The 24,842-nt window shown below is 58.6% G+C and carries 25 protein-coding genes; 10 read left to right on the top strand and 15 right to left on the bottom strand.

All coding sequences use genetic code 11. The features are described 5' to 3' along the window. Positions 1–5: 5 nt before the first annotated feature. The gene (locus AC2FEE_RS07915; protein ID WP_496864245.1) at positions 6–302 is read left to right on the top strand and encodes a DUF7742 family protein; all 297 of its coding nucleotides are present in this window, start codon (positions 6–8) and stop codon (positions 300–302) included. Here AC2FEE_RS07915 and AC2FEE_RS07920 read toward each other — a convergent pair. Beyond that, positions 283–621, bottom strand: coding sequence for a TraR/DksA family transcriptional regulator (locus tag AC2FEE_RS07920; RefSeq protein WP_496864247.1), 339 nt, complete (start codon positions 619–621; stop codon positions 283–285). The genes AC2FEE_RS07915 and AC2FEE_RS07920 overlap by 20 nt on opposite strands. Before the next feature lie 84 nt (positions 622–705). Here AC2FEE_RS07920 and cysE point away from each other — a divergent pair, with 84 nt between their 5' ends. Then, positions 706–1,515 carry a serine O-acetyltransferase gene (gene cysE / locus AC2FEE_RS07925; RefSeq protein WP_496864249.1) on the top strand — a complete coding sequence of 270 codons (810 nt, stop codon included), beginning with the start codon at positions 706–708 and terminating at the stop codon, positions 1,513–1,515. 68 nt (positions 1,516–1,583) lie between these two features. Here the strand turns inward: cysE and AC2FEE_RS07930 are convergent, their stop codons facing one another. Genes AC2FEE_RS07930 through pdhA form a run of 3 tightly spaced genes read right to left on the bottom strand, consistent with a single transcriptional unit; the run spans position 1,584 to position 5,272 of the window. After that, positions 1,584–2,882 carry a pyruvate dehydrogenase complex dihydrolipoamide acetyltransferase gene (locus AC2FEE_RS07930; RefSeq protein WP_496864251.1) on the bottom strand — a complete coding sequence of 433 codons (1,299 nt, stop codon included), beginning with the start codon at positions 2,880–2,882 and terminating at the stop codon, positions 1,584–1,586. Between the two features lie 14 nt (positions 2,883–2,896). Further along, positions 2,897–4,267, bottom strand: coding sequence for a pyruvate dehydrogenase complex E1 component subunit beta (locus AC2FEE_RS07935; RefSeq protein ID WP_496864253.1), 1,371 nt, complete (start codon positions 4,265–4,267; stop codon positions 2,897–2,899). Between the two features lie 15 nt (positions 4,268–4,282). Beyond that, on the bottom strand, positions 4,283–5,272 hold the full coding sequence (gene pdhA / locus AC2FEE_RS07940) for a pyruvate dehydrogenase (acetyl-transferring) E1 component subunit alpha (protein WP_496864255.1): 990 nt from the start codon (positions 5,270–5,272) through the stop codon (positions 4,283–4,285). A gap of 168 nt (positions 5,273–5,440) precedes the next feature. Between pdhA and AC2FEE_RS07945 the strand changes: the two genes are divergently transcribed. Beyond that, entirely contained in the window at positions 5,441–6,157 is a 717-nt protein-coding gene (locus AC2FEE_RS07945; protein WP_496864257.1) for a hypothetical protein, read from the top strand. Between the two features lie 5 nt (positions 6,158–6,162). Here AC2FEE_RS07945 and AC2FEE_RS07950 read toward each other — a convergent pair whose 3' ends face one another. The 3 genes from AC2FEE_RS07950 to AC2FEE_RS07960 all read right to left on the bottom strand — a co-directional run bounded on the left by AC2FEE_RS07950 (position 6,163) and on the right by AC2FEE_RS07960 (position 8,196). Then, positions 6,163–6,462 carry an FtsB family cell division protein gene (locus AC2FEE_RS07950; RefSeq protein ID WP_496864259.1) on the bottom strand — a complete coding sequence of 100 codons (300 nt, stop codon included), beginning with the start codon at positions 6,460–6,462 and terminating at the stop codon, positions 6,163–6,165. A gap of 129 nt (positions 6,463–6,591) precedes the next feature. After that, positions 6,592–6,936 carry a lysozyme inhibitor LprI family protein gene (locus AC2FEE_RS07955; RefSeq protein WP_496864261.1) on the bottom strand — a complete coding sequence of 115 codons (345 nt, stop codon included), beginning with the start codon at positions 6,934–6,936 and terminating at the stop codon, positions 6,592–6,594. A gap of 69 nt (positions 6,937–7,005) precedes the next feature. Further along, positions 7,006–8,196 carry a phosphoglycerate kinase gene (locus tag AC2FEE_RS07960; RefSeq protein WP_496864398.1) on the bottom strand — a complete coding sequence of 397 codons (1,191 nt, stop codon included), beginning with the start codon at positions 8,194–8,196 and terminating at the stop codon, positions 7,006–7,008. 135 nt (positions 8,197–8,331) lie between these two features. On the opposite strand from AC2FEE_RS07960, the gene AC2FEE_RS07965 reads away from it, so the two are divergent. Together AC2FEE_RS07965 and AC2FEE_RS07970 are read left to right on the top strand one after the other, a co-directional pair. Continuing rightward, positions 8,332–8,838, top strand: coding sequence for a peptidylprolyl isomerase (locus AC2FEE_RS07965; RefSeq protein WP_496864263.1), 507 nt, complete (start codon positions 8,332–8,334; stop codon positions 8,836–8,838). Next, on the top strand, positions 8,831–9,379 hold the full coding sequence (locus tag AC2FEE_RS07970) for a peptidylprolyl isomerase (protein WP_496864265.1): 549 nt from the start codon (positions 8,831–8,833) through the stop codon (positions 9,377–9,379). The genes AC2FEE_RS07965 and AC2FEE_RS07970 overlap by 8 nt, the downstream gene beginning before the upstream one ends. Positions 9,380–9,420: 41 nt before the next feature. Here the strand turns inward: AC2FEE_RS07970 and aqpZ are convergent, their stop codons facing one another. The 6 genes from aqpZ to AC2FEE_RS08000 all read right to left on the bottom strand — a co-directional run bounded on the left by aqpZ (position 9,421) and on the right by AC2FEE_RS08000 (position 14,494). Next, the gene (gene aqpZ, locus AC2FEE_RS07975; protein ID WP_496864267.1) at positions 9,421–10,107 is read right to left on the bottom strand and encodes an aquaporin Z; all 687 of its coding nucleotides are present in this window, start codon (positions 10,105–10,107) and stop codon (positions 9,421–9,423) included. Positions 10,108–10,230: 123 nt separating this feature from the next. After that, complete coding sequence (locus AC2FEE_RS07980; protein ID WP_496864269.1) at positions 10,231–11,040, bottom strand: M90 family metallopeptidase; 810 nt, start codon at positions 11,038–11,040, stop codon at positions 10,231–10,233. Positions 11,041–11,136: 96 nt separating this feature from the next. Further along, positions 11,137–11,637 (bottom strand): bactofilin family protein, encoded by a 501-nt coding sequence (locus AC2FEE_RS07985; protein WP_496864271.1) that lies wholly within the window; start codon positions 11,635–11,637, stop codon positions 11,137–11,139. Continuing rightward, positions 11,627–12,952, bottom strand: a complete 1,326-nt coding sequence (locus tag AC2FEE_RS07990) for a DUF5930 domain-containing protein (RefSeq protein WP_496864273.1) — start codon at positions 12,950–12,952, stop codon at positions 11,627–11,629. The genes AC2FEE_RS07985 and AC2FEE_RS07990 overlap by 11 nt, the downstream gene beginning before the upstream one ends. A gap of 179 nt (positions 12,953–13,131) precedes the next feature. Then, entirely contained in the window at positions 13,132–13,968 is an 837-nt protein-coding gene (locus tag AC2FEE_RS07995; RefSeq protein ID WP_496864275.1) for a ferritin-like domain-containing protein, read from the bottom strand. A gap of 64 nt (positions 13,969–14,032) precedes the next feature. After that, positions 14,033–14,494, bottom strand: coding sequence for a peroxiredoxin (locus AC2FEE_RS08000; RefSeq protein ID WP_496864277.1), 462 nt, complete (start codon positions 14,492–14,494; stop codon positions 14,033–14,035). 68 nt (positions 14,495–14,562) lie between these two features. On the opposite strand from AC2FEE_RS08000, the gene AC2FEE_RS08005 reads away from it, so the two are divergent. The 4 genes from AC2FEE_RS08005 (at position 14,563) to AC2FEE_RS08020 (ending at position 21,095) form a co-directional block, all read left to right on the top strand. Beyond that, on the top strand, positions 14,563–17,943 hold the full coding sequence (locus AC2FEE_RS08005) for a YhdP family protein (protein ID WP_496864279.1): 3,381 nt from the start codon (positions 14,563–14,565) through the stop codon (positions 17,941–17,943). 31 nt (positions 17,944–17,974) lie between these two features. Continuing rightward, on the top strand, positions 17,975–19,021 hold the full coding sequence (gene queA / locus AC2FEE_RS08010) for a tRNA preQ1(34) S-adenosylmethionine ribosyltransferase-isomerase QueA (RefSeq protein WP_496864399.1): 1,047 nt from the start codon (positions 17,975–17,977) through the stop codon (positions 19,019–19,021). Between the two features lie 114 nt (positions 19,022–19,135). Next, entirely contained in the window at positions 19,136–20,407 is a 1,272-nt protein-coding gene (locus tag AC2FEE_RS08015) for an MFS transporter (RefSeq protein ID WP_496864281.1), read from the top strand. 109 nt (positions 20,408–20,516) lie between these two features. Continuing rightward, positions 20,517–21,095 (top strand): DUF924 family protein, encoded by a 579-nt coding sequence (locus AC2FEE_RS08020; protein ID WP_496864283.1) that lies wholly within the window; start codon positions 20,517–20,519, stop codon positions 21,093–21,095. Here AC2FEE_RS08020 and AC2FEE_RS08025 read toward each other — a convergent pair. Continuing rightward, positions 21,092–21,526 carry a hypothetical protein gene (locus tag AC2FEE_RS08025; protein ID WP_496864285.1) on the bottom strand — a complete coding sequence of 145 codons (435 nt, stop codon included), beginning with the start codon at positions 21,524–21,526 and terminating at the stop codon, positions 21,092–21,094. The genes AC2FEE_RS08020 and AC2FEE_RS08025 overlap by 4 nt on opposite strands. A gap of 215 nt (positions 21,527–21,741) precedes the next feature. Between AC2FEE_RS08025 and lpdA the strand changes: the two genes are divergently transcribed. Continuing rightward, on the top strand, positions 21,742–23,136 hold the full coding sequence (gene lpdA, locus AC2FEE_RS08030; RefSeq protein ID WP_496864287.1) for a dihydrolipoyl dehydrogenase: 1,395 nt from the start codon (positions 21,742–21,744) through the stop codon (positions 23,134–23,136). Positions 23,137–23,191: 55 nt separating this feature from the next. Here lpdA and AC2FEE_RS08035 read toward each other — a convergent pair whose 3' ends face one another. Further along, a complete protein-coding gene (locus AC2FEE_RS08035; protein ID WP_496864289.1) occupies positions 23,192–24,577 on the bottom strand; it encodes a M20/M25/M40 family metallo-hydrolase in 1,386 nt (461 codons plus the stop codon). Positions 24,578–24,842 lie beyond the last annotated feature (265 nt).

The following is a 24,842-nucleotide window of genomic DNA, read 5'->3' on the forward strand; positions in this document are numbered from 1 at the left end:
ACGCCATGCGCCCTGTCTTGCACGGAGATGTCAGCGCTGCAGCGCGTGTCCTGCTGGCCGCGCCGCCGCCTGACCGTAATCGTCTCTGCACCCGCATGATCCACGAAGCGGAGCTGGCCGACAAACATGTCGGCCAGACCGGGCGGCTTCATCCAGTGTTCGGCAATGGCTCGTTGATGGCAGCGGCACGCAGCAGGCGATTGGCGGACGAGCCGGGTTTTGACGACCTGCAATATTGTCTGTGTTTTGAGACGGTTCTGCACCATCTGATCCGGTTTCGGATCACCCGGACGCACAGCTGACGCATTTGGTCGCGGCGAGATCGAGGTTCAGCCGACCTTTGGGAATCTCGTCGCCGCAATCCTCGCAATACCCAAATTCCCCTTCTTGAATGCGGATCAGTGCGGCCTGCAAACGCCACGTTTCGATATCCCGATTGGCCTGCTGCGCCTTGGCCATCGCCTGATTCTGCAGCGCGTCCATTCTGCTGAGGCGCCCGACAGCCTGCTGGTCCAGTTCAACAATGGCCTGCGCGTCTTTTTCCGCTGCCGAATGATCTGCAATCTCGGCCAATCGCGCCTGTATCCTGGCCGTAAAGCTTGCCAATTCAGTTTCATTCATTTTCGTTGCCCTGCAGATCACGGGTTTGCGTTTGGTGTTTTTACCACTAAATGGCATTCTAGGCGCAGCAAAGGATCAAAAACTATGTTGGAAAAGCGCAGTCACGTGAGACCGGTTGATCCGGTCTGGAACCGTATCACGACCGAAGCTCAGGCAGCCGTCGAGAATGAGCCGTTGATGGGCGGTTTGGTACACGCCTGTATCCTGCACCACCGCAGCCTCGAGCGGGCCCTGTCCTATCGGGTGTCGGCCAAGCTGTGCTCGAACGAAATGTCGATGATGGTGCTACGCGAAATCGTGGACGAGGCCTATGCAGATGACCCGTCGCTGATCGAAGCCGCGCGTGCCGACCTGATGGCAGTCTACGAACGCGACCCGGCGTGCCACCGTTTATTGCAGCCAATCCTTTACTTCAAAGGGTATCAGGCGATGCAGGCCTATCGTGTGGCGCATTGGCTGTGGAACAAAGGTCGGCATGATCTGGCATATTTCTTCCAGATGCGCTCGTCCGAGATTTTCGGGATCGACATTCATCCCGCTGCGCGTATCGGCAAGGGTATCATGATCGACCATGCCCACTCTATCGTGATCGGTGAAACGGCCGTGGTGGGGGATAACGTCTCGATGCTGCATTCGGTCACGCTGGGCGGAACCGGCAAGGAAGAAGAGCAGCGCCATCCCACGATCGGCGACGGTGTCCTGATCGGGGCCGGGGCCAAAGTTCTGGGCAATATCGAAGTGGGCCATTGCAGCCGCATTGCTGCGGGTTCTGTGGTTCTGCAAGAGGTGCCCGCCTGCACGACAGTTGCCGGTATACCGGCCAAGATCGTGGGCGAGGCCGGGTGCGATCAGCCATCGATCTCGATGGATCACATGCTGGGCAAAGACAAGTAATCCGAACCCCGTGGATAGAAAAAGCCGCCTCGGGTTTGAGGCGGCTTTTTTTTCGTTTTAGCGATGGATCAGGCCAGCATGACCATCGGGTTTTCCAGATTGTCGACGATGGCCTGCAGCAGCTCTGCACCAAGCGCGCCGTCAATCACCCTGTGATCGACCGACATGGTAACCGACATGACGGTGGCAACTGTCAGCTCTCCGTCATCGCCCACAACCGGTTTCTTGATCCCGGAGCCCACGGCCAGAATACCGGCATGGGGCGGGTTCACGATGGCGTCGAAATTGTCGATGCCGAACATACCGAGGTTCGAGATCGCAAAGGTGCCGCCCTGATACTCATGCGGCGCCAGCTTGCGCTCGCGGGCGCGAGAGGCGAGGTCTTTCATTTCGGTCGACAGCGCGGACAGCGATTTGGTGTCGGCATCCTGCAGGACAGGCGTGAACAGGCCGCCCTCGATCGCAACGGCGACCGCCACATCCGACGGTTTCAGTTGCAGAACGCGATCCCCAGCCCAAACCGCGTTGCAGGCCGGAACCTGTTGCAAAGCGTTTGCGACAGCCTTGATGATGAAGTCGTTGACGCTTAACTTCACGCCACGGCTTTCCAGCTGCTTGTTCAACTGGCCCCGGAATTTCAGTAGTGCGTCCAACTTAATGTCGCGGCGCAGGTAGAAATGCGGGATAGTTTGCTTGGCTTCGCTGAGGCGCGCGGCAATGGTCTTGCGCATACCGTCGAGCTTGATTTCCTCGTATTCCCGACCTTCATACATCTTGGCCACTGCGTCCGCCGATGGACCTGACGGAGCGGCTGCGGGTGCAGGTGCTGCAGCCGCCGAGGCAGGTGCTGCAGCTGGTGCAGTCGCAGTCGCGCCTTCAACATCCGCTTTGACGATACGGCCATGCGGACCGGTTCCGGTTATCTGCGACAGATCAAGGCCTTTTTGCGCCGCGATCCGACGGGCCAGGGGCGAGGCAAAGATCCGACCGCCGTCTGCCTTGACCGGAGCTGCCGGGGCGGGCGCCTCGGACGCCGCTGGCGCGGCAGCCTCGTTGCCCGCGGCGGCTGCGGGGGCAGCCGCGGGAGCAGCGGCCGGTGCGGCCGCGATATCATCGGCGCTTTCGCCATCTTCCAGCAGAACCGCAATGGCAGTGTTGACCTTGACCCCTTCAGAGCCTTCGGGGATCAGGATCTTGCCGATGGTGCCTTCGTCAACGGCCTCGAACTCCATCGTGGCCTTGTCGGTTTCGATCTCGGCCAGCAGATCGCCGGAAGAGACGGTGTCGCCTTCCTTGACCAGCCATTTGGCAAGCGTGCCTTCCTCCATCGTCGGTGAAAGGGCGGGCATCAGAATTTCGGTGGGCATCTGTCTGTCGCTCCTTACCGGTAGGTCACTTGTTTGACAGCGGCGATCACCTCATCCGTGGTGATCAGCGCCAGCTTTTCGAGGTTCGCGGCGTAGGGCATCGGAACATCCTTGCCGGTGCAGTTGATGACCGGCGCATCGAGGTAGTCGAACGCCTCTTGCATCACTACGGACGAGATGTAGCTACCGACCGAGCCTTGCGGCCAGCCTTCTTCCACGGTGACCAGACGGTTGGTTTTCATCACCGAATTGATGATCGCGCCGGTGTCCATCGGGCGGATGGTGCGCAGGTCGATCACTTCGGCACTGATGCCCTCTTCGGCCAGCTTGTCTGCGGCTTCCAGCGCGTATTGCATGCCGATGCCGAAACTGACGATGGTCACGTCCGATCCTTCGCGCCAGATACGGGCCTTGCCCAACGGGATGGTCAGGTCATCCACCTGCGGTACTTCGAAGGATCGACCATAGAGGATTTCATTTTCCAGGAATACAACCGGGTTGGGATCGCGGATAGCCGATTTCAGCAGACCTTTGGCATCGGCTGCCGAGTAGGGCATGACGACTTTAAGGCCCGGAACCTGCATGTACCATGCGGCGTAATCCTGAGAGTGCTGCGCAGCCACACGGGCAGCGGCACCGTTGGGGCCACGGAACACAATCGGGCAACCCATCTGACCGCCGGACATATAGAGCGTCTTGGCGGCCGAGTTGATGATCTGGTCAATCGCCTGCATGGCGAAGTTGAACGTCATGAACTCGACAATCGGCTTCAGACCGCCAAAGGCCGAACCGACGGCGATACCGGCAAAACCGTGCTCGGTGATCGGGGTGTCGATCACCCTTTTAGGGCCAAATTCGTCCAGAAGGCCTTGCGAGATTTTGTAGGCGCCCTGATATTCGGCGACTTCTTCACCCATCAGGTAGACATCTTCGTCGCCACGCATCTCTTCGGCCATCGCGTCGCGCAGAGCTTCGCGTACGGTTTCGGATTTCATCTCGGCATCTGAGGGCCAATCGGGCGACAGATCAACGACCGGAGCAGCGGGAGCTGCGGCAGGGGCTGGGGCCTCAACCGCCACCGGGGCAGCCTCGGCCACCGCAGCAGTTGCGGGGGTAGCTGCGGGCAGGGCGGAGGCGTCTTCACCGTCTTCGACCATCACCGCGATGGGGGTGTTGACCTTGACCCCTTCGGTGCCCTCGACGATCAGGATCTTGCCGACGATACCTTCATCGACCGCTTCGAATTCCATCGTTGCCTTGTCGGTCTCGATCTCGGCCAGGATATCGCCCGAGGATACGGTGTCGCCTTCTTTAACCAGCCACTTGGCCAGCGTGCCTTCTTCCATCGTGGGCGAAAGGGCGGGCATGAGAATTTCGGTTGCCATGTCTTAATCGTCCTCTCAGGCGTAAATGTCGGTCCAGAGCTCTTCGACGGAAGGCTCGGGGCTTTCTTTCGAGAATTCGGCGGCCTGGTTGACGATCTCTTTGATCTCTTTGTCGATCGCCTTCAGGTCATCCTCGGTGGCGTGTTTGCCGGACAACAGCAGCTCGCGCACATGTTCGATCGGATCGCTTTGTTCGCGGACCTTCTGAACCTCTTCACGGGTGCGGTACTTGGCTGGGTCGGACATCGAGTGGCCGCGATAGCGGTAAGTCTTGATTTCCAGAATGTAGGGACCTTTGCCCGCTCGGCAGTGGGCGACGGCTTTCTCACCAGCTTCTTTCACCGCCAGCACGTCCATGCCGTTGACGATCTCGCCAGGGATGCCGAAGGCCTCGCCGCGATGGTAGATGTCCTTGGTCGAGGTCGAGCGCGCCTGCGAGGTACCCATTGCATATTGGTTGTTCTCGATCACGAATACCACAGGCAGGTCCCAGATGGCCGCCATGTTGAAGGTCTCGTACACCTGACCCTGGTTGGCAGCGCCATCACCGAAATAGGTGAAGGTGACACCCCCGTTTTCCTTGTACTTGTCAGCAAAGGCCAAGCCCGCACCCAGTGGCACCTGAGCACCAACGATGCCGTGACCACCGTAGAAATGCTTCTCTTTCGAGAACATGTGCATCGAGCCGCCTTTGCCCTTCGAAAGACCGCCGATGCGCCCGGTCAATTCGGCCATAACGCCGCCCGGCTCCATCCCGCAGGCCAGCATGTGACCGTGGTCGCGATATGAGGTAATACGCTTGTCGCCTTCTTTGGCTGCAGCCTCGAGGCCGACAACAACGGCTTCCTGCCCGATGTAAAGGTGACAGAACCCACCGATCAGACCCATGCCATAAAGCTGACCCGCTTTTTCCTCGAATCGGCGGATCAAAAGCATTTCGCGGTAGTAGGTTTTAAGCTCTTCCGCAGAAACATTTGGTTTCTTTGTGGTTTTTCGCGCAGCCATCGTGGCGATCTCCCCCTTTCGGACAGATAGTTTAGCGTTAAACTATCTCTTAAAGCATTTCCTGCTTTCTGGCGAGGGTAAATGTGACGCAGCGTCGGGCAACCATTGAAATGAGCAGCCTTTAGCAGGTAATTGTTATGTAGCCGACTTCTGGAAGTGTAGACCGAGATGATCATTCTGCGTGAATCTAAGCTTGTGTTTGTTAAAACAAGAAAGACAGGAGGCACGTCGATTGAGATCGCTTTAGGACAGAGTCTTCAGAAAGGGGATTTTGCATCGCCTTTGACGCCGGACGAAGAGGCGCAACGGCCGGGGAAACGATCGATAGTACGACAATCGGTCAAGCTGTTGAGAGAGCGGTCGAAAGGTGCCGTTCACGCGCGATATCCGCATCAAAGCATGCGAACTGTCGACGACTACCTTTCCGATATCGCTGAAGGCTGCACCAGTTTTTGCGTAGAGCGCAATCCGTGGGACAAAGCGGTATCTGCTTTCTACTTTTGGATGCATCGGCGGGGTAAGAAAATTAACGAACCAGAGCAGATGTTCGCGCACTTCTGTTCCACGAGACTTCAGTATTTCTCTGATTTTCACCTCTACACGAAGAATGGGGATTTGCGCGTTGACCGCGTGTTGCGATTTGAGAATTTGCGCCATGAGTTTGAACATTTTCTGGCGGAGCGTGGTGTCAAAGGCATCTCTCTGGAACACGTGAAGGCCAAGTCCGGTATTCGTAAATCAGACCGGTTTGAATTGTTCTATGGGGCTGCTTGGGACAACAGAAATGTTGAAATTGTAGCCGACATCTTTGCTGCAGAAATTGAGATGTTTGGCTATCAGGTGCCCAAATCAATTGAGCAGCCCAGTGCCGAACCGACTAACTAACCTTTTTAACGAATGACGATTTCGTCTGAACGGATCATACCCAAGACCGAGCGCGCCTGCTGATCCAGCAGATCGAGGTCCAGATAGGTATCCGACAAGCGGCGGGTCAGGTTTTCCATTTCTGAGATCTCTGCCTCGAGCGTGGCCAGATCGCGTGACAGGGCGTCCCGTTCCGCCGCAATCTCGACCCGTCTGAACAGGCCATAGTCGCCCTGCACTGCGGCAAAGGTGAAATAAACACCCAGCATAAATGCCACCATGAAGAAAACGACTGTGCCCAAACTGGGCCGATGGGAACGGGACACTCTGTTTACCGCCGTATGAATTGCCTCAATAACGTGCCCTTTGCGAGCATCTGAATGCACTATGTCACAGGTGATTCGGGTTGTGAATCCCTTGGCTCGTACTTTTTTGGAAATGTTGGGCTGCCTTTCTCAACGCAATGCCTCAAGGGCTTGATTGCGTGTCAGGGTCTGCTCTTCCATGCAGGCCCAATAGAACATCGGCGCTGCACTGCCGTCGCTTTTCAACTCTGGCTCGCAGGTGGCATCGCGGGTCTTCAGCCAGGCGCGTTGCTCGTTCAGCAAGGTTTGCCCGTCTCCCCGCGCATCTGCCAGAGGCTTTACCTCCTTCCAGATACGGTTGAGTTCTCGGTCCGCGATTTCCCATTTTTCCTTTGCGCAAAAGTTCGCATCAAGCTGGGTTTGCCCGCCGCAGCTGGATTGGGCAGCAGCGGGCAGGGAATACAGGGCAACGATCAGGCACGCAAAAACTCTCATGGCAATAATCTCCACCTTAAAGCGGAAAGTTTACCACGAGTTCCGACAAGCGGCGAATTTGAGCAAGGTTTAACCTTCCAGCGCGGCGACGCCGGGCAGGGTTTTGCCTTCCATCCATTCAAGGAAAGCGCCACCGGCGGTCGAGATGTACGAAAAGTCCTTGGCCGCACCCGAGGCGTTCAGCGCGGCGACCGTATCACCGCCACCCGCAACCGACACCAACTGCCCTGAGCGCGTCAGCGCGGCGGCCTTCAGCGCGGCGGCATTGGTTGCGGCGTCGAAGGGCTCGATCTCGAACGCGCCCAGCGGACCGTTCCAGATCAGGGTTTGGCTTTTAGCGAAGATGTCGGTGATGGCCGCGACGCTTTCCGGGCCGGCGTCCAGGATCATGCCGTCATCAGAGCATTGATCGGCGGACAGCACCTGATGCGGAGTGTTGGCTTCGAACTTTTCCGCGATGACCACGTCCGAGGGCAAGACGATCGTACAGCCCGAGTTTTCCGCATTGGCCAGGATATCAGCCGCAGTGCCTTTCATCGCTGTTTCGGCCAGCGATTTGCCGACGTTTAACCCCTTGGCGACCAGAAAGGTGTTTGCCATGCCACCGCCGATCACCAGATAATCCACCTTGGTGATCAGGTTGCCCAGCAGTTCCAGCTTGGTCGAAACCTTCGCGCCACCAACAACGGCGGTCACAGGACGCTTGGGCGCACCCAGAGCACCTTCCAGTGCTTCCAACTCGGCTTGCATCAGACGGCCAGCGCACGAAGGCAGCAGGCGGGCGATGGCCTCGGTCGAGCTGTGCGCGCGGTGGGCGGCCGAGAATGCATCGTTGCAATAGACCTCTCCAAGCTTGGCCATACCCGCGGCCAGATCGATGTCATTCTTGGTTTCGGCCGCGTGGAAACGGGTGTTTTCAAGTAGCAGAACCTGACCGGGTTGCAGTGCTTCGGCGGCCAGTTCGGCCTCGGTGCCGACGCAATCGGCCGCGAACAGAACGGTGGTGCCAAAGGCATCCTGCAGCGTGGGGATAAGTTGTTTCAGCGACAGGTTCTCGCGTCGCTCACCACCCGGGCGCCCGAAATGTGCCAGCAGGATGGGCTTGCCGCCCGCCGCAAGGATATCGCGGACCGTTGGCACGATGCGCTGAACGCGGGTTGCGTCGGTCACGACCCCATCTACCACAGGAACGTTGATATCGACGCGTACAAGCACGCGTTTGCCGTTCAGGTCTATGTCGTCGAGAGTTTTCCAGCCCATCGTGCAATCCTCGGAAATGTGAAACAGGTTTAGGCGGTTCTTTTCCTGCATTTTGCCCTCAGGTCAATGCGTCACTTGGCATTCATGTGCATGGCGAATAGTTATTTGCGCAAGACCAAACGACAGGAGGGCCTCATGGCCGAAATCAAGGATCCCGAAAACACAATCATCGTCGAACTCAAAGGCGGCAATGTCGTCATTGAGCTGCTGCCTGACGTGGCACCGCAGCACAGCGCCCGCATGAAGGAACTGGCGCGCAATGGCGAATATGACAACGTGGCCTTCCACCGTGTGATCGACGGGTTCATGGCGCAAACCGGCGACGTGCAACATGGCGACATGGAAGATGGGTTCAACCTGCGCATGGCGGGCACAGGCGGGTCGTCTCTGCCGAACGTTCCAGCCGAGTTTTCGAAACTGCCCCATGATCGTGGCACTTTGGGTGCGGCCCGCTCGCAGAACCCGGATTCGGCCAACTCGCAGTTCTTCATCAACTTCAAGGACAACCATTTCTTGAATGGCCAGTATACCGTTTACGGCCGCGTCATCGACGGCATGGAGCATGTCGACGCAATCGTACGTGGCGAGCCGCCTGCGAACCCGGATCGCATGATCAGCGTCAAGGTGGCAGCCGATGCATAAGCTGGCCGCAGTTTTCGCCCTTTTGGCCAGCCCTGCGCTGGCCACCGGGCTTCAGATCGAGATCGAGGGTGAGGGCGCCAATGGCGTCGTCAACGTCGACCTGTTCGAAGACCTGGCTCCCAAACATGTCGAACAGATCAGTGCTTTGGCCGCTGAAGGTAAATATGATGGCGTGGTGTTTCACCGCGTGATTGACGGCTTCATGGCTCAGACCGGCGACGTTGAATTCGGTCGTATCGGCGGCGATATGCGTCGTGCCGGTACCGGCGGGTCCGACCGTCCTGATCTGCCTGCCGAGTTCTCGGATTACAACTATGACCGTGGTGTCGTGGGTATGGCCCGCGCTCAGGACCCCGACAGCGCGAATTCGCAGTTCTTCATCATGTTCGAGCCAGGCCCCTTCCTGAACGGCCAGTACACGGTTGTTGGTCAGGTGACCGACGGCATGGATGTGGTCGATGGGATCAAGCGGGGCGACGGTCCCAACGGCGCTGTGATCGGTCAGCCCGACATGATGAAAAAAGTCACCGTCACCGAATAAGTTAAAAAGCCCCGACGCTTAGCGTCGGGGCTCTCTCAGGATCAGTCGTCGCCCATCGCCTGCCAGATCAGCGCTCCGATGGCGGCGCCGATCAGTGGGGCGACCCAAAACAGCCAAAGCTGACCAAGGGCCGGCGCATCCGCAAACAGGGCCACACCGGTTGACCGCGCCGGGTTGACCGAGGTGTTGGTCACCGGGATCGAGATCAGGTGGATCAGCGTCAGGCAAAGACCAATGGCGATCGGGGCGAAGCCGTCGGGTGCAAAGTTGGATGTCGCGCCTAGAATGACGATGATGAAGAACGCCGTCATCACGATCTCGATCACCAATGCGGACATCATCGAATAGCCTTCGGGCGATGCTTCGCCATACCCGTTTGAGGCAAAGCCACCGACACCCTCGAATCCCGGAGCGCCGCTGACGATCAGATACAGGACAGCCGCGGCGGCAATTGCGCCGACCACCTGTGCGATCCAATAGGGGATCAAGTCCTTGGCCGGAAACCTGCCGCCTATCATCAGGCCAAGACTGACGGCCGGGTTGAAATGCCCGCCCGAGATATGCCCGACCGCATAAGCCATGGTCAGAACCGTCAGGCCGAAGGCAAAGGAAACGCCCAGCCAGCCGATGCCCACATCCGCAACGCCTGCCGCCAATACGGCGCTGCCGCAGCCGCCCAGCACCAGCCAGAACGTGCCGAAAAACTCGGCCATGAGTTTTGATGACATGAAAATCCCTCCTGAAAACACTGATTTAAGGTTAATTTAAAAATCGCATTTTGTGAAATGGAGGGAAACGGGGAAATTTCAAACTGGCCGTTCAGATATGAACTGGCGATGTTGGCCGTGCGGCTATCCCCAATTGACCGGGTTCAGTCGGAACAGTTTTGACAATTGTTCGTACACCTCAGGTACGGCGGATTTTAACTGCCGTGGCTGTTCGAAGAATACCTCGACCGAGACGGCAAAGAACTCCTCGTGACCCACCGCGCCATAGGGATCAATGACAGTGTGCTGGCCGTGTTCCACAGCACGCACATGGGCGTCGTATGCGGTTAGAAAGACGCGCTCCCACTCGGCAAAGCTTTGCCCGTCACTGAGGATCGGAACGCCGTTGGTACCACCGGAAAGGTCGTCGATCTGATGCGCAAACTCGTGCAGAACGACATTTTGCCCGTCATGGTCATTCGCAGCGCCTTTCCGGCTGTGCGACCACGACAGGATCACCGGCCCGCGATCCCAGCTTTCGCCGGTGCGCACGATTTCCTTCTCGTTGACAACGTAGCCGTCCTGCCTGCGCTGGCGGGACTTGAACGCGCTTGGATAGATCAGGATCGTCGTCAGGTGATCATACCAAAGGTCGCTGTTCACCAGCAGCAGGCTGGCCTGCGCGGCGATGGCCAGTTCCATCTCTTCTGTGACGTCCAGACCGTCGCATCCGTGGAATTGCACCTGATCCAGAAACAGGTTCACCTTGCCGTCCAGCTTTGCCCGCAGATCAGAGGGCAAGCGGCGGATCAATGGCACCTGTTGTTCGATCACTCTGCGTTGGTGATCGGTCAGGGGGGCGGCCAGCAGCTCTTGTCGCGCCTGCGACTTGGACCAGTGGCGGTACAGGAAAAAACCCGCGATCAGCAGGAGGACCGAGAAAAAAACCAACATGTCAGAACCCTATACCGCCCGATCCCATCGGCAAGGGCAAAAGAAAACGCCGCAGGGTTTCCTGCGGCGTATAATCACTGAGATATCGGGTCAGAGTTACTGTTTGACCTCGGCCGCCGGGTTGGCGCCCCCCTTGGCGCTTCGGCCCGGGTTCAACGGGTCGTCCTGACGCTGTACCGAACCTTCGAAATGGGCGCCGCTTTCGATGGCGATGGTCTTGTGGATGATGTCGCCTTCGACACGCGCGGTTGAGGTCAGGCGGACTTTCAAACCACGTACACGGCCCACGATGCGGCCGTTGATCACGACATCATCAGCGGTGACTTCGCCCTTGATCGTGGCGGTTTCGCCGATGGTCAGAAGATGCGCACGGATGTCGCCTTCGACCGTGCCTTCGACCTGAATGTCGCCGGTGGTCTTCAGGTTGCCCGTGATGTGCAGGTCCGAGGACAGTACCGACGCCGGAGGCTTGGGCTTGGGCGCGGTGCTGGCCTTGTTTTCTGCCGGTGCAGGGGTCGCCGGTGTGGCCGGAGCGGCAGGTTTCGCCGCCTCGGGTGCATTGGATCCGGGCTCGTTGATTTTGCTCTTAGAAAACATTTCTCGCAGCCTTGATGTAAGTCATTGGGTTTACAGGTTTTCCGTTTACGCGCACCTCATAGTGCAGATGCGTGCCGGTAGACCGTCCGGTGCTACCCATATCAGCAATATGATCCCCGCGCGAGACCCTTTGACCAACCTTGACGCGGATCTTGGTGTTATGGGCGTAAAGTGTCTCAATTCCGAAGGCGTGACGGATCTTGACCAGCCGCCCGAAACCGGATTGCCAGCCGGCATGTGTGACGACGCCATCTGCGGTGGCGAAGATATCTGTGCCCTGAGCGCCGGCGAAATCGACACCATTATGCATGCGCCGCCCGCCGGTTTTTGGGTCCCGGCGGCTGCCGAATCCGCTGGTAAACCGCACCACGGACTTCACCGGATTGGCGAACGGCGCTTTCTCGGCGGCAAGGCGGTACAGGTTCAACTGATCCATCTGTTGCAGCAAAACATTTGCGCGAATCTCGTCGGGGGTCAGGTCCTCGCCGCGCGTGCTGAAAGAGATAGGGGTCAGGGGTCCGCCCATACCGCTGTAACCGCGGCGGACCTCTTCAATAATACGGTCGGTAGGCATACCGGCCTGACGGAACATCTTGTCCAGTGGTTCTACCGAGATCACCATCGCCTCTTCCAGCTGGCGGAAAATCTCGTCGCTGCGTTCCTGCATCAGCTGGATTTCCAGCTCGAGCTCGTCGCGCTGGTGCAGTGCGTCCTTGGCATCGGCCGCGATCTGGTCGCGCTCCTGCGCGGTTCGGGTCAGTGCCTCGGTCATGAATGTCATCTGTTCGGGGGAGGCCAGGGCGGTTACGTACATTTCGCCGTCATCGGCCTCGACCTGGACGCTGGCCAGTTCGGTACGGGCTTCTTCGCGCTGTTTCATGGTGGCGCGCAGGGTGGTTTGGATCACTTCGATCCCGGTCTCAAGCTCGCGACGACGGTTTTCCGAGGCTAGCAGCTCTGACTGCATTGCCGAAATCTGTTTCAGCGCCGCGTTGAACCGATCCTGCGCGGCCAGTGCCTCTTGCGCGCGCGCATCGCGTTCGACGGACAGGATGTTCAGGCGTTCCTGATAAGTTGCCTGATCCCGCTTGGCCTGTTCGCGGAAGTTGCCCGATCCGATGCTGTCCATCAGCAGGATCGCCGTGGCGACCGCAGTCCAGCCGACGATCACCGCCACACCGGCTACGGCTGCGATCTGCGTTTCCGAGCTAAGCCGGATGAACCGCGTGTCGTTGTCAGATTTCAAGAAAACCCGGCGTTCCGGGAATTGCCGCTCGAGCAGTGAATGTAGTTTGATTGCCAGACGAGTTCGCACGCGTCTTCACCTCTCATCCCCAAGATCGGGACCGGTTGTGAGTCATGTCCGTCCCTTGGGCGAATTGCATAGAGGGCACTTGCGCTTTCGGCAAGTTTGTTAACTAGTTCACACAACAAAGCAGGTAATTCCCGCCAATTCTCGGCGGGAAATTGCCGATGACGTCAACTTGAGCAGGTCTATTGCGCGGCACCGGGTGGTGGCAAGTCTTCAGTCAGCGGCCAATAGAAATCGGGCGGCAGCCCAGCTTCGGCGCGTTTCTCTTCGTTGAACGGGGGTTTCAGCACCCCGTGGAAGTAGCGCCGCACCAGTTTGTGAAACACGTCCTTGGGGTCGGCATTTTCACGCCCGCACAGGAAATGGAACCATTTTGAGCCATAGGCGACATGGCCGACCTCTTCGGCGTAGATGACTTCCAGCGCGGCGATGGCCCCTTCGTCTTTGGCCTTGCGGAAGATGTCGATCATGCCGGGGGTGACGTCCAGCCCACGCGCCTCAAGCACCATGGGCACCACGGCCAGCCGCCCCATCAGGTCTTCGGCGGTGTCCTCGGCGGCTCGCCACATGCCGGCATGGGCGGGCAGGGCGCCATAGTGGCTGCCCATGCTTTCCAGACAATCGCAGATCATTTCGAAATGGCGCGATTCTTCTTCGGCGCATTTGACCCAGTCGTCATAGAATCCGATCGGCATCGGCACGTGACCAAAGCGGGCGATGATGTCCCAATGCAGGTCCACCGCGTTCAGTTCGATATGCGCGACCGCGTGCAGCAGGGCGATGCGTCCCACCTCTGTTCCAGGTTTGCGCTTGGGAACCTCGCGCGGAGAAAGCAACTCGGGCTGGTCCGGGCGAGCCGGTTGCAACGGGGGCGTCGCGGTGCCGATCTCAATCCTTGGGGATTTCCCTTTACGCGATGCGAACCACGCTGCGGCATGGCGTTTTGACAGGGCGGTCTTTTCCCGCCCATCCGCCGTGGTCAGAACTTCGGTCGCCATTTGGGTCAGCGTTTTCGACACTGGATTTCTCCGCTTGGTCAGGTGTGCGGGTCTTAGACCGGATGGCAACCGTGGTCGAGAGCGGTCACAGGGCGCGCACGGCCTCCAGCACCTCGTCCACGTGTCCGGGAACTTTGACCTTGCGCCAGACTCGGGCAATCTTGCCCTCGGCGTTCACGATGAAGGTCGAACGCTCGATTCCCATCGACTTGCGTCCATACATGTTTTTTTCGACCCATACGCCATAATCCTCGCACACCGAGGCGCCCTCATCCGATAACAGCGGCGTCGTCAGGCTGTGCTTGGCAACGAACTTGTCGTGCTTGGCGACGCTGTCACGCGAGATGCCGAAAACGTGAGTCCCCGCATCGGCAAAGGCTTGAAGTTGTTCCGAGAAACCGATGGATTCCTTGGTGCAGCCCGGCGTATCATCACGTGGATAGAAGAACAGAACCACGGTGCCGCCGCGTAGGGCCGATAAGGTGACCTCGCCGCCTCCGTCGCGGGGTAAAGTGAAATCAGGGGCGATGTCTGACACGTCGGGCATTGGAAACTCCGCTAAAGTTTTTTAAGGGCTGCCCGAGATCATAGGGCGGCGCAAGCGGGTTGGAAGGCGTGGATAGAAAATTGGTGCAGCACGAAGACAAAAGTGCGACGCAGCCCGGGAAACCCCCGCGCCGCCGGTCGCGCCGCCGTATTGCTGCACATTTTTCGATCTGGACGTGCCTGTTGCTGGGTTTGCTGGCGTTTGCGGGCTGGTTCTTTTTGTTCGGTCAGAACCTGCACGCGCCGGAGTGGGTGCGAAAAAAGGTCGAGCAGCGGCTGGAACAGAGCTTGGGCGGTCTGAAATTCAGCTTTGGCGATGCCAGCTTCATCGTCAACGAAGAATGGCGCCCCCGTCTGAAACTGACGGATGTGACGATCAGCGATGCCGCCGGGCAGCAGATTGCGCGGGTTTCGGATTTGCGGACCCGGCTGTCGATGCGTGGTCTGCTGCGGGGCCAGATTCGCCCGCGCCGCATCACTGTGCGCGGGGCGCAATTCGACCTGACCCGGGGTCTGGATGGGGCTCTGTCGCTGACCGTGGGGTCAGGCAGCGCCCCGGTCCAGAAAGCACCGGATCTGGCGCAGTTGATTGATCGATCGGACGATGTGTTTCTGTCGCCCATCCTTTCAGGGCTTCGTTCGGTCGATTTGGAATCTCTGACGCTCGACTATCAGGATCTTCGGTTGGGCCGTGCCTGGGTGTTTGACGGTGGCCACATAACGGCCACCCGCAGTGGCGATGAAATGCATCTGGCCACCGGGTTTTCGGTTCTGACCGGGCGCGATTACGCCAGTTCGATCGAAGCCAATTACACCAGCGTTCTGGGCACGCCGCAGGCAAGTTTTGGCGTGGCGATCACCGATCTGCCTGCCGAAGACCTTGCTGGTCAGACTCTTGCGCTGTCGTGGTTGCAGGTTCTCAAGGCTCCTATTTCGGGCGCGCTGCGTGGCAGCGTCGACAGCAACGCAGCGCTGGGTCCGGTCTTTGCCACCCTGAATCTTGGTGCGGGGGCGGTGCAGCCGACACAGGAGACGCGCCCAATCCCGTTTGAATCGGCCAGCACCTATTTCACTTACACCCCCAACCGTCAGGAACTGGACTTCAACGAAGTGTCGGTGGTCTCGGCCTGGGGCGCGTTTCAGGGTGAGGGTAAGGCGTTTCTGAACGGGATCGAAAACGGTGCGCTTGAAAGCCTGACCTCGCAGTTGAGTTTCAGCAGCATCAATATCAATCCGGCCAACCTTTTCCCCGAGTCGCTGAAACTGGCACGGGCCGAACTGGACATGCAGATGAAACTGGCACCGTTCGAGCTGCGCCTGGGCCAGATCATGGTCCAAGATGCCAACTACCGGCTGCTGGGTTCGGGCAAGCTGACAGGAGAACCGGAGGGCTGGGCGGTACAAGTGGATGCGCATCTGGACCACATGAACGCGGATCAGCTGTTGACCTACTGGCCAGACCTTCTGGCGCCGAAGCCGCGGAAATGGGTTGCGGAGAACCTCTATGAGGGTCAGTTCTCGGATGTTGATTTTGCCTTGCGGCTGCAGCCCGAGAATAAGCCGGAGATCTATCTGGATTTCGGGTTCGATCAGGCAAAAATAAGGTTTGCCAAGACCTTGCCGCCACTTGTTGACGCGCAGGGGCAGGCCAGTCTGATCAATCGCAGGTTCACGGCCACGGCGGAATCAGGTGTTGTCATCGCCGATCAGGGCGGCGCGATTGATGCCACCGGCACTTCTTTCATCATACCTGATACCGGCATCAAGGGGGTATCGCCGTCGATCACCCGGATCACCGCCAAAGGCAGCGCCACGGCGGCGCTGTCACTTCTTGACCGGCCGCCGCTGGAGTTGCTTACCAAGGCGAACCTGCCGGTTGATTTGGCGGACGGCGAGGTGAGTCTGACCGGAACGCTTTCTCTGCCAATGAAAAAGGGCCTGAAATTCGAAGACACCGAGTTCCATTTCCTGGGCGAGATTGACGACGTGCAAAGCGACAAGCTGGTTCCCGGATTTTCGGTCAGTGCGGATCGGCTTGATCTTCAGGGTGACCAGACCGTGGTCGAAGTTTCGGGCAACGGGCTTTTTGGCGATGTTCCGCTTCGAGCCACATGGCGCCAGCCCATCGGCGGCACCGAACCGCAACGCAGCGAGTTGACGGGGCAGATCGAACTGTCCCCCCGCCTGATGACCGAGTTGAAGGCCGGGCTGCCGAAGGGGATGCTGACCGGGCAGGGCACTGCGGATATCGCGCTGGGTATTGGCGCGGGAACACCGCAGAAACTGACGGCGTCGTCCGATCTGGTAGGCGTCGCGCTGGCCGTTCCAGAACTGGGTTGGCGCAAGGGGGCGGAAACAAGAGGCACGATGACCGTTGCGGCGACGCTGGGCAACAACCTGCGCGTGGATGAACTCAAGCTGGACGCCGCCGGGTTGCGTACCACCGCGTCGATCTCGTTCCGGGACGGGGATTTCGACCGTGTGCAGTTCAGTTCCTTTGATCTGGGCAATTGGTTGGCGGTTCCGGCCGAACTGGTCAATAGCGGCGGTGCGGTGCCGGATATCCGTGTGCTGGGCGGGGTAATGAACCTTGGACGCGCGACATTTGGCAGTGGCGGCGGTGGTGGAGCCTCCGGGCCCGGCCCCCGTCTGGATGTGACGCTGGATCGCCTTCAGGTCACCGAGACCATAGCCCTGACCGGGTTCAAAGGCGCGTTTCAAACCATCGGAGGCGTCAACGGTGCCTTCACTGCCAATGTAAACGGCGGGGCTGCGGTGCGTGGACAGGTCTCGCCTCGGGCGGGTCGCAGTGCGGTGACGCTGACTTCGGGCGATGCAGGGGCAGCTTTGCGGTCGGCCGGTATGATCACTCAGGCGCGCGGTGGGTCGATGGATCTACGACTGGAACCGGTCGCGGGGCCCGGCAATTATGATGTGAACCTGAAAATCTCCGACACGCGCATCAAGGATGCCCCCGCGATGGCCGCACTGCTGAATGCCATCAGCCTTGTTGGTCTGTTGGATGAAATGGCCGGACAGGGCATCTTTTTTGGCACAATCGACAGTCGGATGCGCATCACGCCGACCCAGGTCAAGGTTCTCAGCGGCAGTGCGGTCGGGCCGTCGATGGGCCTGTCCTTTGACGGCACCATCGACACGGTTAGCGGAATGCTGAACCTGCGCGGCGCGATCTCTCCGATCTATCTGGTCAATGCGATTGGCAGTGTCTTTACCAAAAAGGGCGAGGGCATCATTGGCTTCAACTATACCCTGACCGGGCCGCTGCGGCAGCCGAAAGTCTCGGTCAACCCGCTGTCGGGTCTGGCGCCGCTGTTCCTGCGCAACCTGCTAAGAGCGCCTGCGCCGACGGTATCCGACGGGCCAAACGCGCAACCCGTCAAGCCGGATGAGCCGAAACGAACTTACGGAGCGCCCGCATCAGACCGTTGAACTGGGAAGTATGGCGCTGTATGGCGCGGCCATGAAACTCAGCGATTTTGATTTCCACCTGCCCGAAGACCTGATTGCCACGCGGCCCGCCAACCCTCGGTCCTCGGCACGTATGTTGGTGGCCAACGGTGATGCGGTGTCGGATGCGCATGTGTTCGATCTGCCTGATTGGCTGCAAGCCGGCGACCGGCTGGTGCTGAACGACACCCGTGTGATTCCCGCGCGCCTGAACGGCCGCCGTCACCGTGACAGCGCACAGGGGCCGGTTTCTGCCGCGATCGAGGCTACCCTGCTGGACCCGCAGGCCGACGGCACATGGGCAGCGCTGATCAAACCGCTGAAAAAGATCAAGCCGGGTGAAGAGATACTGTTCTCCGACGACCTCAGCGCCATGCTGGATCGTGTCGAGGACGGGCATGCTTATCTGCGGTTTAACCTGACGGGTAATGATTTCGACACCGCGCTGGAGCAGGCGGGCGCTATGCCGTTGCCGCCCTATATCGCCGCCAAACGCCCGGCGGATGAGCAGGACAAAACCGATTACCAGACGATCTGGGCGCGCAACTCGGGCGCGGTTGCAGCGCCTACAGCCTCGTTGCATTTCGATCAGGCGCTGATGCAAGCGCTTCACGCGCGCGGCGTTACGTTCAGCCATGTAACCCTGCATGTGGGCGCGGGTACCTTCCTGCCGGTCAAGGTCGAGGACGTAACCACGCATAAGATGCACGCAGAATGGGGCAGGGTCAGCGCCACCGCAGCCGAGGAAATCCGCGCTACCAAAGCTGCTGGTGGACGGGTCATTCCGGTTGGCACCACGGCGCTGCGGCTGATCGAAAGCGCGGCGCGCTCGGGTCAGATTGAGCCGTGGGAAGGTGAAACGGACATTTTCATCTACCCCGGCTTTCGGTTTCATGTTGCCGACGCGCTGATGACCAATTTCCACCTGCCGAAATCCACATTATTGATGCTGGTTTCGGCCTTGATGGGGCAGGATCGGATGCGCGATGTCTATGTCCATGCGATTGAACGGAAATATCGGTTCTTCTCCTACGGGGACGCGTCGCTTTTGATCCCGTAAACGGCGCGATGTCGGGATCGCGCGTCCGCAATGTCGTAGACAAGCGGGTTCTGAGCCGTTTTTCATATCAAAACGAATCCTTAAAGCCGGTCGGCAAATAATACGGAGACCCCAATGCTTCAGGTCCTTTCCAGCGCGTGGGCGCTTCTTCTTGGTATGGGGCTTCTGATGGTCGGCAACGGCCTGCAGGGCACGATCCTGGGTGTTCGGGGCGAGATCGAGGGGTTTTCAACCCTTGAGATGTCATTCGTGATGTCGGCCTATTTCGTGGGCTTTCTGGGCGGTTCACGCTTTGCGCCCGAGATGATCCGAAGAGTCGGGCATGTACGGGTGTTTGCGGCACTGGCCTCGTTCATTTCAGCGGTCATGATCCTGTATCCGTTGATGACCAACCCATTTGTTTGGATTCTTGGGCGTTTCGTAATCGGGTTCTGTTTTTCCGGTGTGTATGTCACCGCAGAAAGCTGGTTGAACAATGCTGCCAGCAACGAAAACCGCGGTCAGGCGCTGTCGCTGTACATGATTTTCCAGATGACTGGCATCATCACTGCACAGGGGCTGGTGGTGTTGGGCGATCCGGCTGGATTCGACACTTTTGTCGTCGCGTCGATTTTGGTTTCGGTGTCTTTTGCTCCCATTTTGCTATCGATCTCACCAACGCCGGCCTTCGATACGACTAAGCCGATGACACTGCGCGAACTGTTCAATAGTTCGCCGCTGGGCTGCGTCGGCATGTTCCTACTGGGTGGCGTGTTCTCGGCGCAGTTCGGCATGGCGTCGGTATATGGCGCCCGCGCAGGTCTGACGCTTGTTGAGATTTCCACATTTATTGCTGCTTTCTACGTCGGTGCATTGGTGCTGCAGTACCCGCTGGGCTGGATGTCAGATCGAATGGATCGTCGTTTCCTGATCATGCTGGTTGCAGGGGTAGGGGCCTGCGCTGCTGCGGCGGGTATGCTGTTCGGAGTCACTTTCCCGATCCTGCTGGGTGCGGCCTTTGTGATCGGCGGCATGTCGAACCCGCTCTACTCGCTGTTAATCGCCCACGCGAATGACTTTCTGAGCCACGAGGACATGGCTGCGGCCTCGGGTGGTCTGCTGTTCATTAACGGACTTGGGGCCATCGCCGGTCCGCTTATCACCGGTTGGCTGATGGGAGACGCAGTCTTTGGTCCTTCTGGTTTCTTCCTGTTCATCGCAACTCTGTTGGTCACGATGGCGGCCTACGCGCTTTATCGTACGACGCAGCGTGCCGCGATCCCTGTTGATGAGACCGGAACGATGTCGACGTTCTATCCGACGGCCTCTCCGGTCGCGCTTGAAGTAGCCCAAGAAGTAGCCATCGAGGCGGCCGAAGCCGAGCAGGAAACGCAAGATGTTGCCTAGGACACAAGAATATGTCGCAAGTGTTGCAATTTTTTACTGTTACAAATCTGTAAAACGTCATTAAATGACCTTACGTCCCTGGGGAGGGCAACACGACGGAGTTAGGGCAATGGTAGGGCCTGAAGATGTATTGAGTTTTTGGTTGGATGAGGTTGGCCCCGAGGGGTGGTATCTACAAGACGACACCTTGGATGCAGACATTCGCGAACGGTTTTTGACCACCTGGGAAGCCGCGAGTGAAGGCAGGTTTTCTCTTTGGCTAACCTATCCCAGCGGGTCACTGGCTTACATAATTCTGATGGATCAGTTCCCGCGAAACATGTTCCGCGGCAGTGCCAAGGCGTTTTCGACGGATCGCGCGGCCCTGTCGGCCGCCAAATGCGCGGTGGACAAGGGGTGGGACCTCAAGATTGACGAGCCGGCGCGGCAGTTCTTCTATTTGCCGATGATGCACTCGGAAAATCTGTGCGACCAGGAACGCTGTGTTCGCCTGATGTGTCAAAACATGACGGACAGCGATCCGAGCAATCTGTTGCACGCACGGGCCCATCGCGAAGTGATCCGCAAGTTCGGACGGTTCCCTTATCGCAACGAAGCGCTTGAACGCCCGATGACCGCGCACGAAGCGGCCTATGTCGATATGGGCGGGTACGGCACCACCGTGCGGGAACTGCAGTCCGCTGGCTAGGATGACGGCACACATCCCCGAACAGCAATAATTCGGTCGGCAATCACGTCGGCCGACTTTTCTATGGCGGTGTTAATCAGCGCATCCGGAGACTCGGTGAGGTCCGCGATGCGGGATTGCGAGTCCTGCATTCTGGCTTCCAGGTTTTCCAGAGTTACCAATGCCGTGGAAATCCTTACTTTCTCGGCGATGTCTGTCACAGTACCGCCTGTTTGAAGATTGGTTAGGTCGCTGCGGAGCGCGGCAAGTTCGCCCCGAACACCGCGAATTTCGTCTTTGAGAGGCGCAACAATCTCTATTTTCTCTTCAAAGACCGTGGTGATGCCTTCCACGGTCGATGCCAGTTTCCATCCCAGAAACAGGCAGAGCGCCACCAGAATGAGGGTGGCGTTGAGCAGAGCAAGCAGCAGATCCTTGAGTGTTTTGGCCATGGTAAGCCTTTCGAATGACTTGTGTTAAGGAATGAGCGGGCGGGCCCGATCCCTATGTTCTAGCCATAGAGACGTGCCCGGTATAGGCTGAAAACCGCAGAAACAGATGCTGTTGACCTCGCGTCGCTTTTGTCGCGGGGAAGGTGTGTTGATGCGTTGTGAAAAATAGTTTAATGGTAAACTAAATTTCATTCGACCTGTGCCGAGAGGAAACCATGGCTGCACAATCTTTTGATCTGATCGTAATCGGCGCCGGTCCGGGCGGCTATGTCGCGGCTATCCGTGCTGCACAGCTCGGCCTGAAAACAGCCGTGGTTGAGCGTGAGCATCTGGGCGGTATCTGTCTGAACTGGGGCTGTATCCCGACCAAGGCGCTGCTGCGGTCATCCGAAGTGTTCCACCTGATGGAACGCGCCAAGGATTTCGGCCTGAAGGCGGACAAGGTCGGTTACGATCTGGACGCGGTCGTCAAGCGATCGCGCGGTGTTGCGGCACAGCTTTCAGGGGGTATCGGTCACCTGCTGAAGAAAAACAAAGTCACCGTGTTGATGGGCGAGGCGACGATCCCCGCCAAGGGCAAGGTCTCGGTCAAAACCGACAAGGGGACCGAAGAGCTGACTGCCAAGAATATCGTTCTGGCCACTGGTGCGCGGGCGCGCGAGTTGCCGGGACTTGAGGCGGATGGCGATCTGGTCTGGACCTACAAGCACGCGCTGCAGCCACCGCGGATGCCCAAGAAGCTGCTGGTTATCGGCTCGGGTGCGATCGGCATCGAATTCGCCAGCTTCTACAACACGCTGGGCTCCGACACGACCGTGGTCGAGGTCATGGACCGCGTGCTGCCGGTCGAAGACGCTGAAATCAGCGCCTTCGCCAAGAAAGCCTTTACCAAGCAAGGCATGACCATCATGGAAAAGGCGATGGTCAAGCAACTGGACCGCGCCAAAGGCAAGGTTACTGCTCATATTGAGGTCAAAGGCAAGGTCGAGAAACACGACTTTGATACCGTGATCTCGGCCGTCGGGATTGTGGGCAACGTCGAAAATCTGGGGCTTGAAGCGTTGGGTGTCAAAATCGACCGCACCCATGTGGTCACCGATGAATTCTGCCGTACCGGCGTTGAGGGGCTGTATGCCATCGGCGACATCGCTGGTGCACCGTGGCTGGCACACAAAGCAAGCCATGAAGGTGTCATGGTGGCTGAATTGATCGCAGGCAAACACGCGCATCCAGTGAAACCGGAAAGCATTGCGGGATGCACTTATTGCCAGCCTCAGGTCGCCTCGGTCGGATATTCCGAAGCGAAAGCCAAAGAACTGGGCTATGATATTAAGGTGGGTCGCTTCCCCTTTATCGGCAACGGCAAGGCCATCGCCTTGGGCGAACCCGAGGGGCTGATCAAAACGGTGTTTGACGCAAAAACCGGAGAGTTGCTGGGCGCACATATGATCGGCGCTGAAGTGACCGAATTGATTCAGGGTTACGTGGTTGGCCGCCAGTTGGAGACTACGGAAGAAGACCTGATGAACACAGTCTTCCCGCACCCGACACTATCAGAAATGATGCATGAAAGCGTTTTGGACGCATATGGTAAGGTTATCCATATGTGATCTGGGGCAACTACCCGTGTCAAAGGCACCGCCAATTCGGCGGTGCCTTTTTTCTTTAGCGGGTCAGAGCATCCAGAATACGGGCCCAGGACCGGATGCCTTTGTGAAAGCTCTTCACGTCGTATTTCTCGTTTGGTGAGTGGATGGCGTCGTCGTCATTGGCAAAGCCGACCAGCATCGAATCCAATCCAAGTTCTGTGTTGAAATAGCCCACGACAGGGATCGAGCCGCCCATACCGGTGAACACGGCCTCACGACCCCATTCGTCGGACAGCGCGCCGCGGGCGGCTTCGAACTCGGGGCGGTCGAGGTTCATGACTGAGGCAGGGGCCCCTTCCAAGTCATTGTCCCATTCGACTTTTGCGTCGGGCGACAGGCGGTCCTCAACATGTTTGCGGACCTTGTCGCGCAGGGCATCAGGATCCATGTCGCCGACCAGACGGCAGGTGATCTTACAATGCGCCTGCGACGGGATCACGGTCTTTGAACCTGCGCCGTTATAGCCGCCCCACAGGCCGTTGACCTCAAGCGTCGGGCGGGCCCACTGCTGTTCCAGCGTCGAGTAACCTCTTTCGCCATGCGGTTGGGAATACCCGACCGAGTTCAGGTATTCGGTCTCGTCGAACCCGCAGCCTTCCCATTGCCGCAACTGGTCAGCGGGCACTTCGTGGACACCTTCATAGAAGCCTTCGACCGCCACGCGCCCGGTTTCGTCGTCATAGAACGAGGCGACGATCTTGGACAGTTCTCGCAGCGGGTTCAGGCCGGGGCCGCCATAATGGCCCGAGTGCAAGTCGATCCGCGGGCCAGTTATGGTGAATTCGTCCTTGAGCATCCCGCGCAGTTGCGACGCGATTGACGGGACGCCCCGCGACACCATCGAGGTATCGCAGACCAGAGCCAGGTCAGCTTTTAGCTCGGCCGCGTTTTCGCGCAGGAACGGCACCAGGGAGGGGGAGCCCGACTCCTCTTCGCCTTCGAAGAAAAAGGTGATGCGGCAGGGCAGGGTGCCGTGTACCGCTTTCCAGGCCCGGCAGGCTTCGACAAAGGTCATCAACTGGCCTTTGTCATCCGATGATCCGCGACCGCGAATGACGGGGCCGTTGTCGGTATCTTCGACGGCCGGATCGAAGGGGTCGCGATTCCACAGTTCCAACGGGTCGACCGGCTGTACGTCATAATGCCCGTAGAACAGGACATGTGGCGCGTCGCTGTCTTCTCCGACATGGCCAACAACCATCGGGTGACCGGATGTCTGGCGCTTTTCGGCTGCGATGCCAATACTTTGCAGGTCGGCAACCAACCAGTCGGCAGCCTGATCCACCTGCGCGTTATAGGCCGGGTCGGTGGAAATCGACGGAATGCGCAGCAGTTCCATCAGGCGGTCGATCGAGGTTTGCAGATCAGTGTCGATACGATTCAGAACGGCGTCCAGCGACATGGGGTTCTCCTGCTTTTTGAGATTTTCCGGAACCCTATCAGCGCCGTCGGCGCCGTCCAGTGCGCATTGTCGGGAATGTGGTATAATATCGGAAACACTTGCGGGGGGCTGCGTCGTTTCCTCGCGTCTGATGGCCGTAACTTTACTTGTCGGAACGACCGTGAGGGGATATTTGATGCAAATCAAATGTGTGATCCCAATGTCGTTTATACGTGATGGGCACAAGGGAACGCATCGGCGCAATCCGGATTCGTCTGGTCAACGC

The sequence above is a fragment of the Ruegeria sp. YTSC199 genome, from assembly GCF_059609725.1.

Excerpts from the sequence above, each read along its gene's own strand:
- AC2FEE_RS07920 (WP_496864247.1), bottom strand. The coding sequence starts at position 621 with ATGAATGAAACTGAATTGGCAAGCTTTACGGCCAGGATACAGGCGCGA.
- AC2FEE_RS07970 (WP_496864265.1), top strand. The coding sequence starts at position 8,831 with ATGCATAAGCTGGCCGCAGTTTTCGCCCTTTTGGCCAGCCCTGCGCTG.
- AC2FEE_RS07915 (WP_496864245.1), top strand. The coding sequence starts at position 6 with ATGCGCCCTGTCTTGCACGGAGATGTCAGCGCTGCAGCGCGTGTCCTG.
- pdhA (WP_496864255.1), bottom strand. The coding sequence starts at position 5,272 with ATGGCTGCGCGAAAAACCACAAAGAAACCAAATGTTTCTGCGGAAGAG.
- AC2FEE_RS07985 (WP_496864271.1), bottom strand. The coding sequence starts at position 11,637 with ATGTTTTCTAAGAGCAAAATCAACGAGCCCGGATCCAATGCACCCGAG.
- AC2FEE_RS08020 (WP_496864283.1), top strand. The coding sequence starts at position 20,517 with ATGGTAGGGCCTGAAGATGTATTGAGTTTTTGGTTGGATGAGGTTGGC.
- queA (WP_496864399.1), top strand. The coding sequence starts at position 17,975 with ATGAAACTCAGCGATTTTGATTTCCACCTGCCCGAAGACCTGATTGCC.
- AC2FEE_RS08025 (WP_496864285.1), bottom strand. The coding sequence starts at position 21,526 with ATGGCCAAAACACTCAAGGATCTGCTGCTTGCTCTGCTCAACGCCACC.
- AC2FEE_RS07935 (WP_496864253.1), bottom strand. The coding sequence starts at position 4,267 with ATGGCAACCGAAATTCTCATGCCCGCCCTTTCGCCCACGATGGAAGAA.
- lpdA (WP_496864287.1), top strand. The coding sequence starts at position 21,742 with ATGGCTGCACAATCTTTTGATCTGATCGTAATCGGCGCCGGTCCGGGC.
- AC2FEE_RS08015 (WP_496864281.1), top strand. The coding sequence starts at position 19,136 with ATGCTTCAGGTCCTTTCCAGCGCGTGGGCGCTTCTTCTTGGTATGGGG.
- cysE (WP_496864249.1), top strand. The coding sequence starts at position 706 with ATGTTGGAAAAGCGCAGTCACGTGAGACCGGTTGATCCGGTCTGGAAC.
- AC2FEE_RS08000 (WP_496864277.1), bottom strand. The coding sequence starts at position 14,494 with ATGCCCGACGTGTCAGACATCGCCCCTGATTTCACTTTACCCCGCGAC.
- AC2FEE_RS07980 (WP_496864269.1), bottom strand. The coding sequence starts at position 11,040 with ATGTTGGTTTTTTTCTCGGTCCTCCTGCTGATCGCGGGTTTTTTCCTG.
- AC2FEE_RS07945 (WP_496864257.1), top strand. The coding sequence starts at position 5,441 with ATGATCATTCTGCGTGAATCTAAGCTTGTGTTTGTTAAAACAAGAAAG.
- aqpZ (WP_496864267.1), bottom strand. The coding sequence starts at position 10,107 with ATGTCATCAAAACTCATGGCCGAGTTTTTCGGCACGTTCTGGCTGGTG.
- AC2FEE_RS07930 (WP_496864251.1), bottom strand. The coding sequence starts at position 2,882 with ATGCCCACCGAAATTCTGATGCCCGCCCTTTCACCGACGATGGAGGAA.
- AC2FEE_RS08035 (WP_496864289.1), bottom strand. The coding sequence starts at position 24,577 with ATGTCGCTGGACGCCGTTCTGAATCGTATCGACACTGATCTGCAAACC.
- AC2FEE_RS07965 (WP_496864263.1), top strand. The coding sequence starts at position 8,332 with ATGGCCGAAATCAAGGATCCCGAAAACACAATCATCGTCGAACTCAAA.
- AC2FEE_RS07960 (WP_496864398.1), bottom strand. The coding sequence starts at position 8,196 with ATGGGCTGGAAAACTCTCGACGACATAGACCTGAACGGCAAACGCGTG.
- AC2FEE_RS07955 (WP_496864261.1), bottom strand. The coding sequence starts at position 6,936 with ATGAGAGTTTTTGCGTGCCTGATCGTTGCCCTGTATTCCCTGCCCGCT.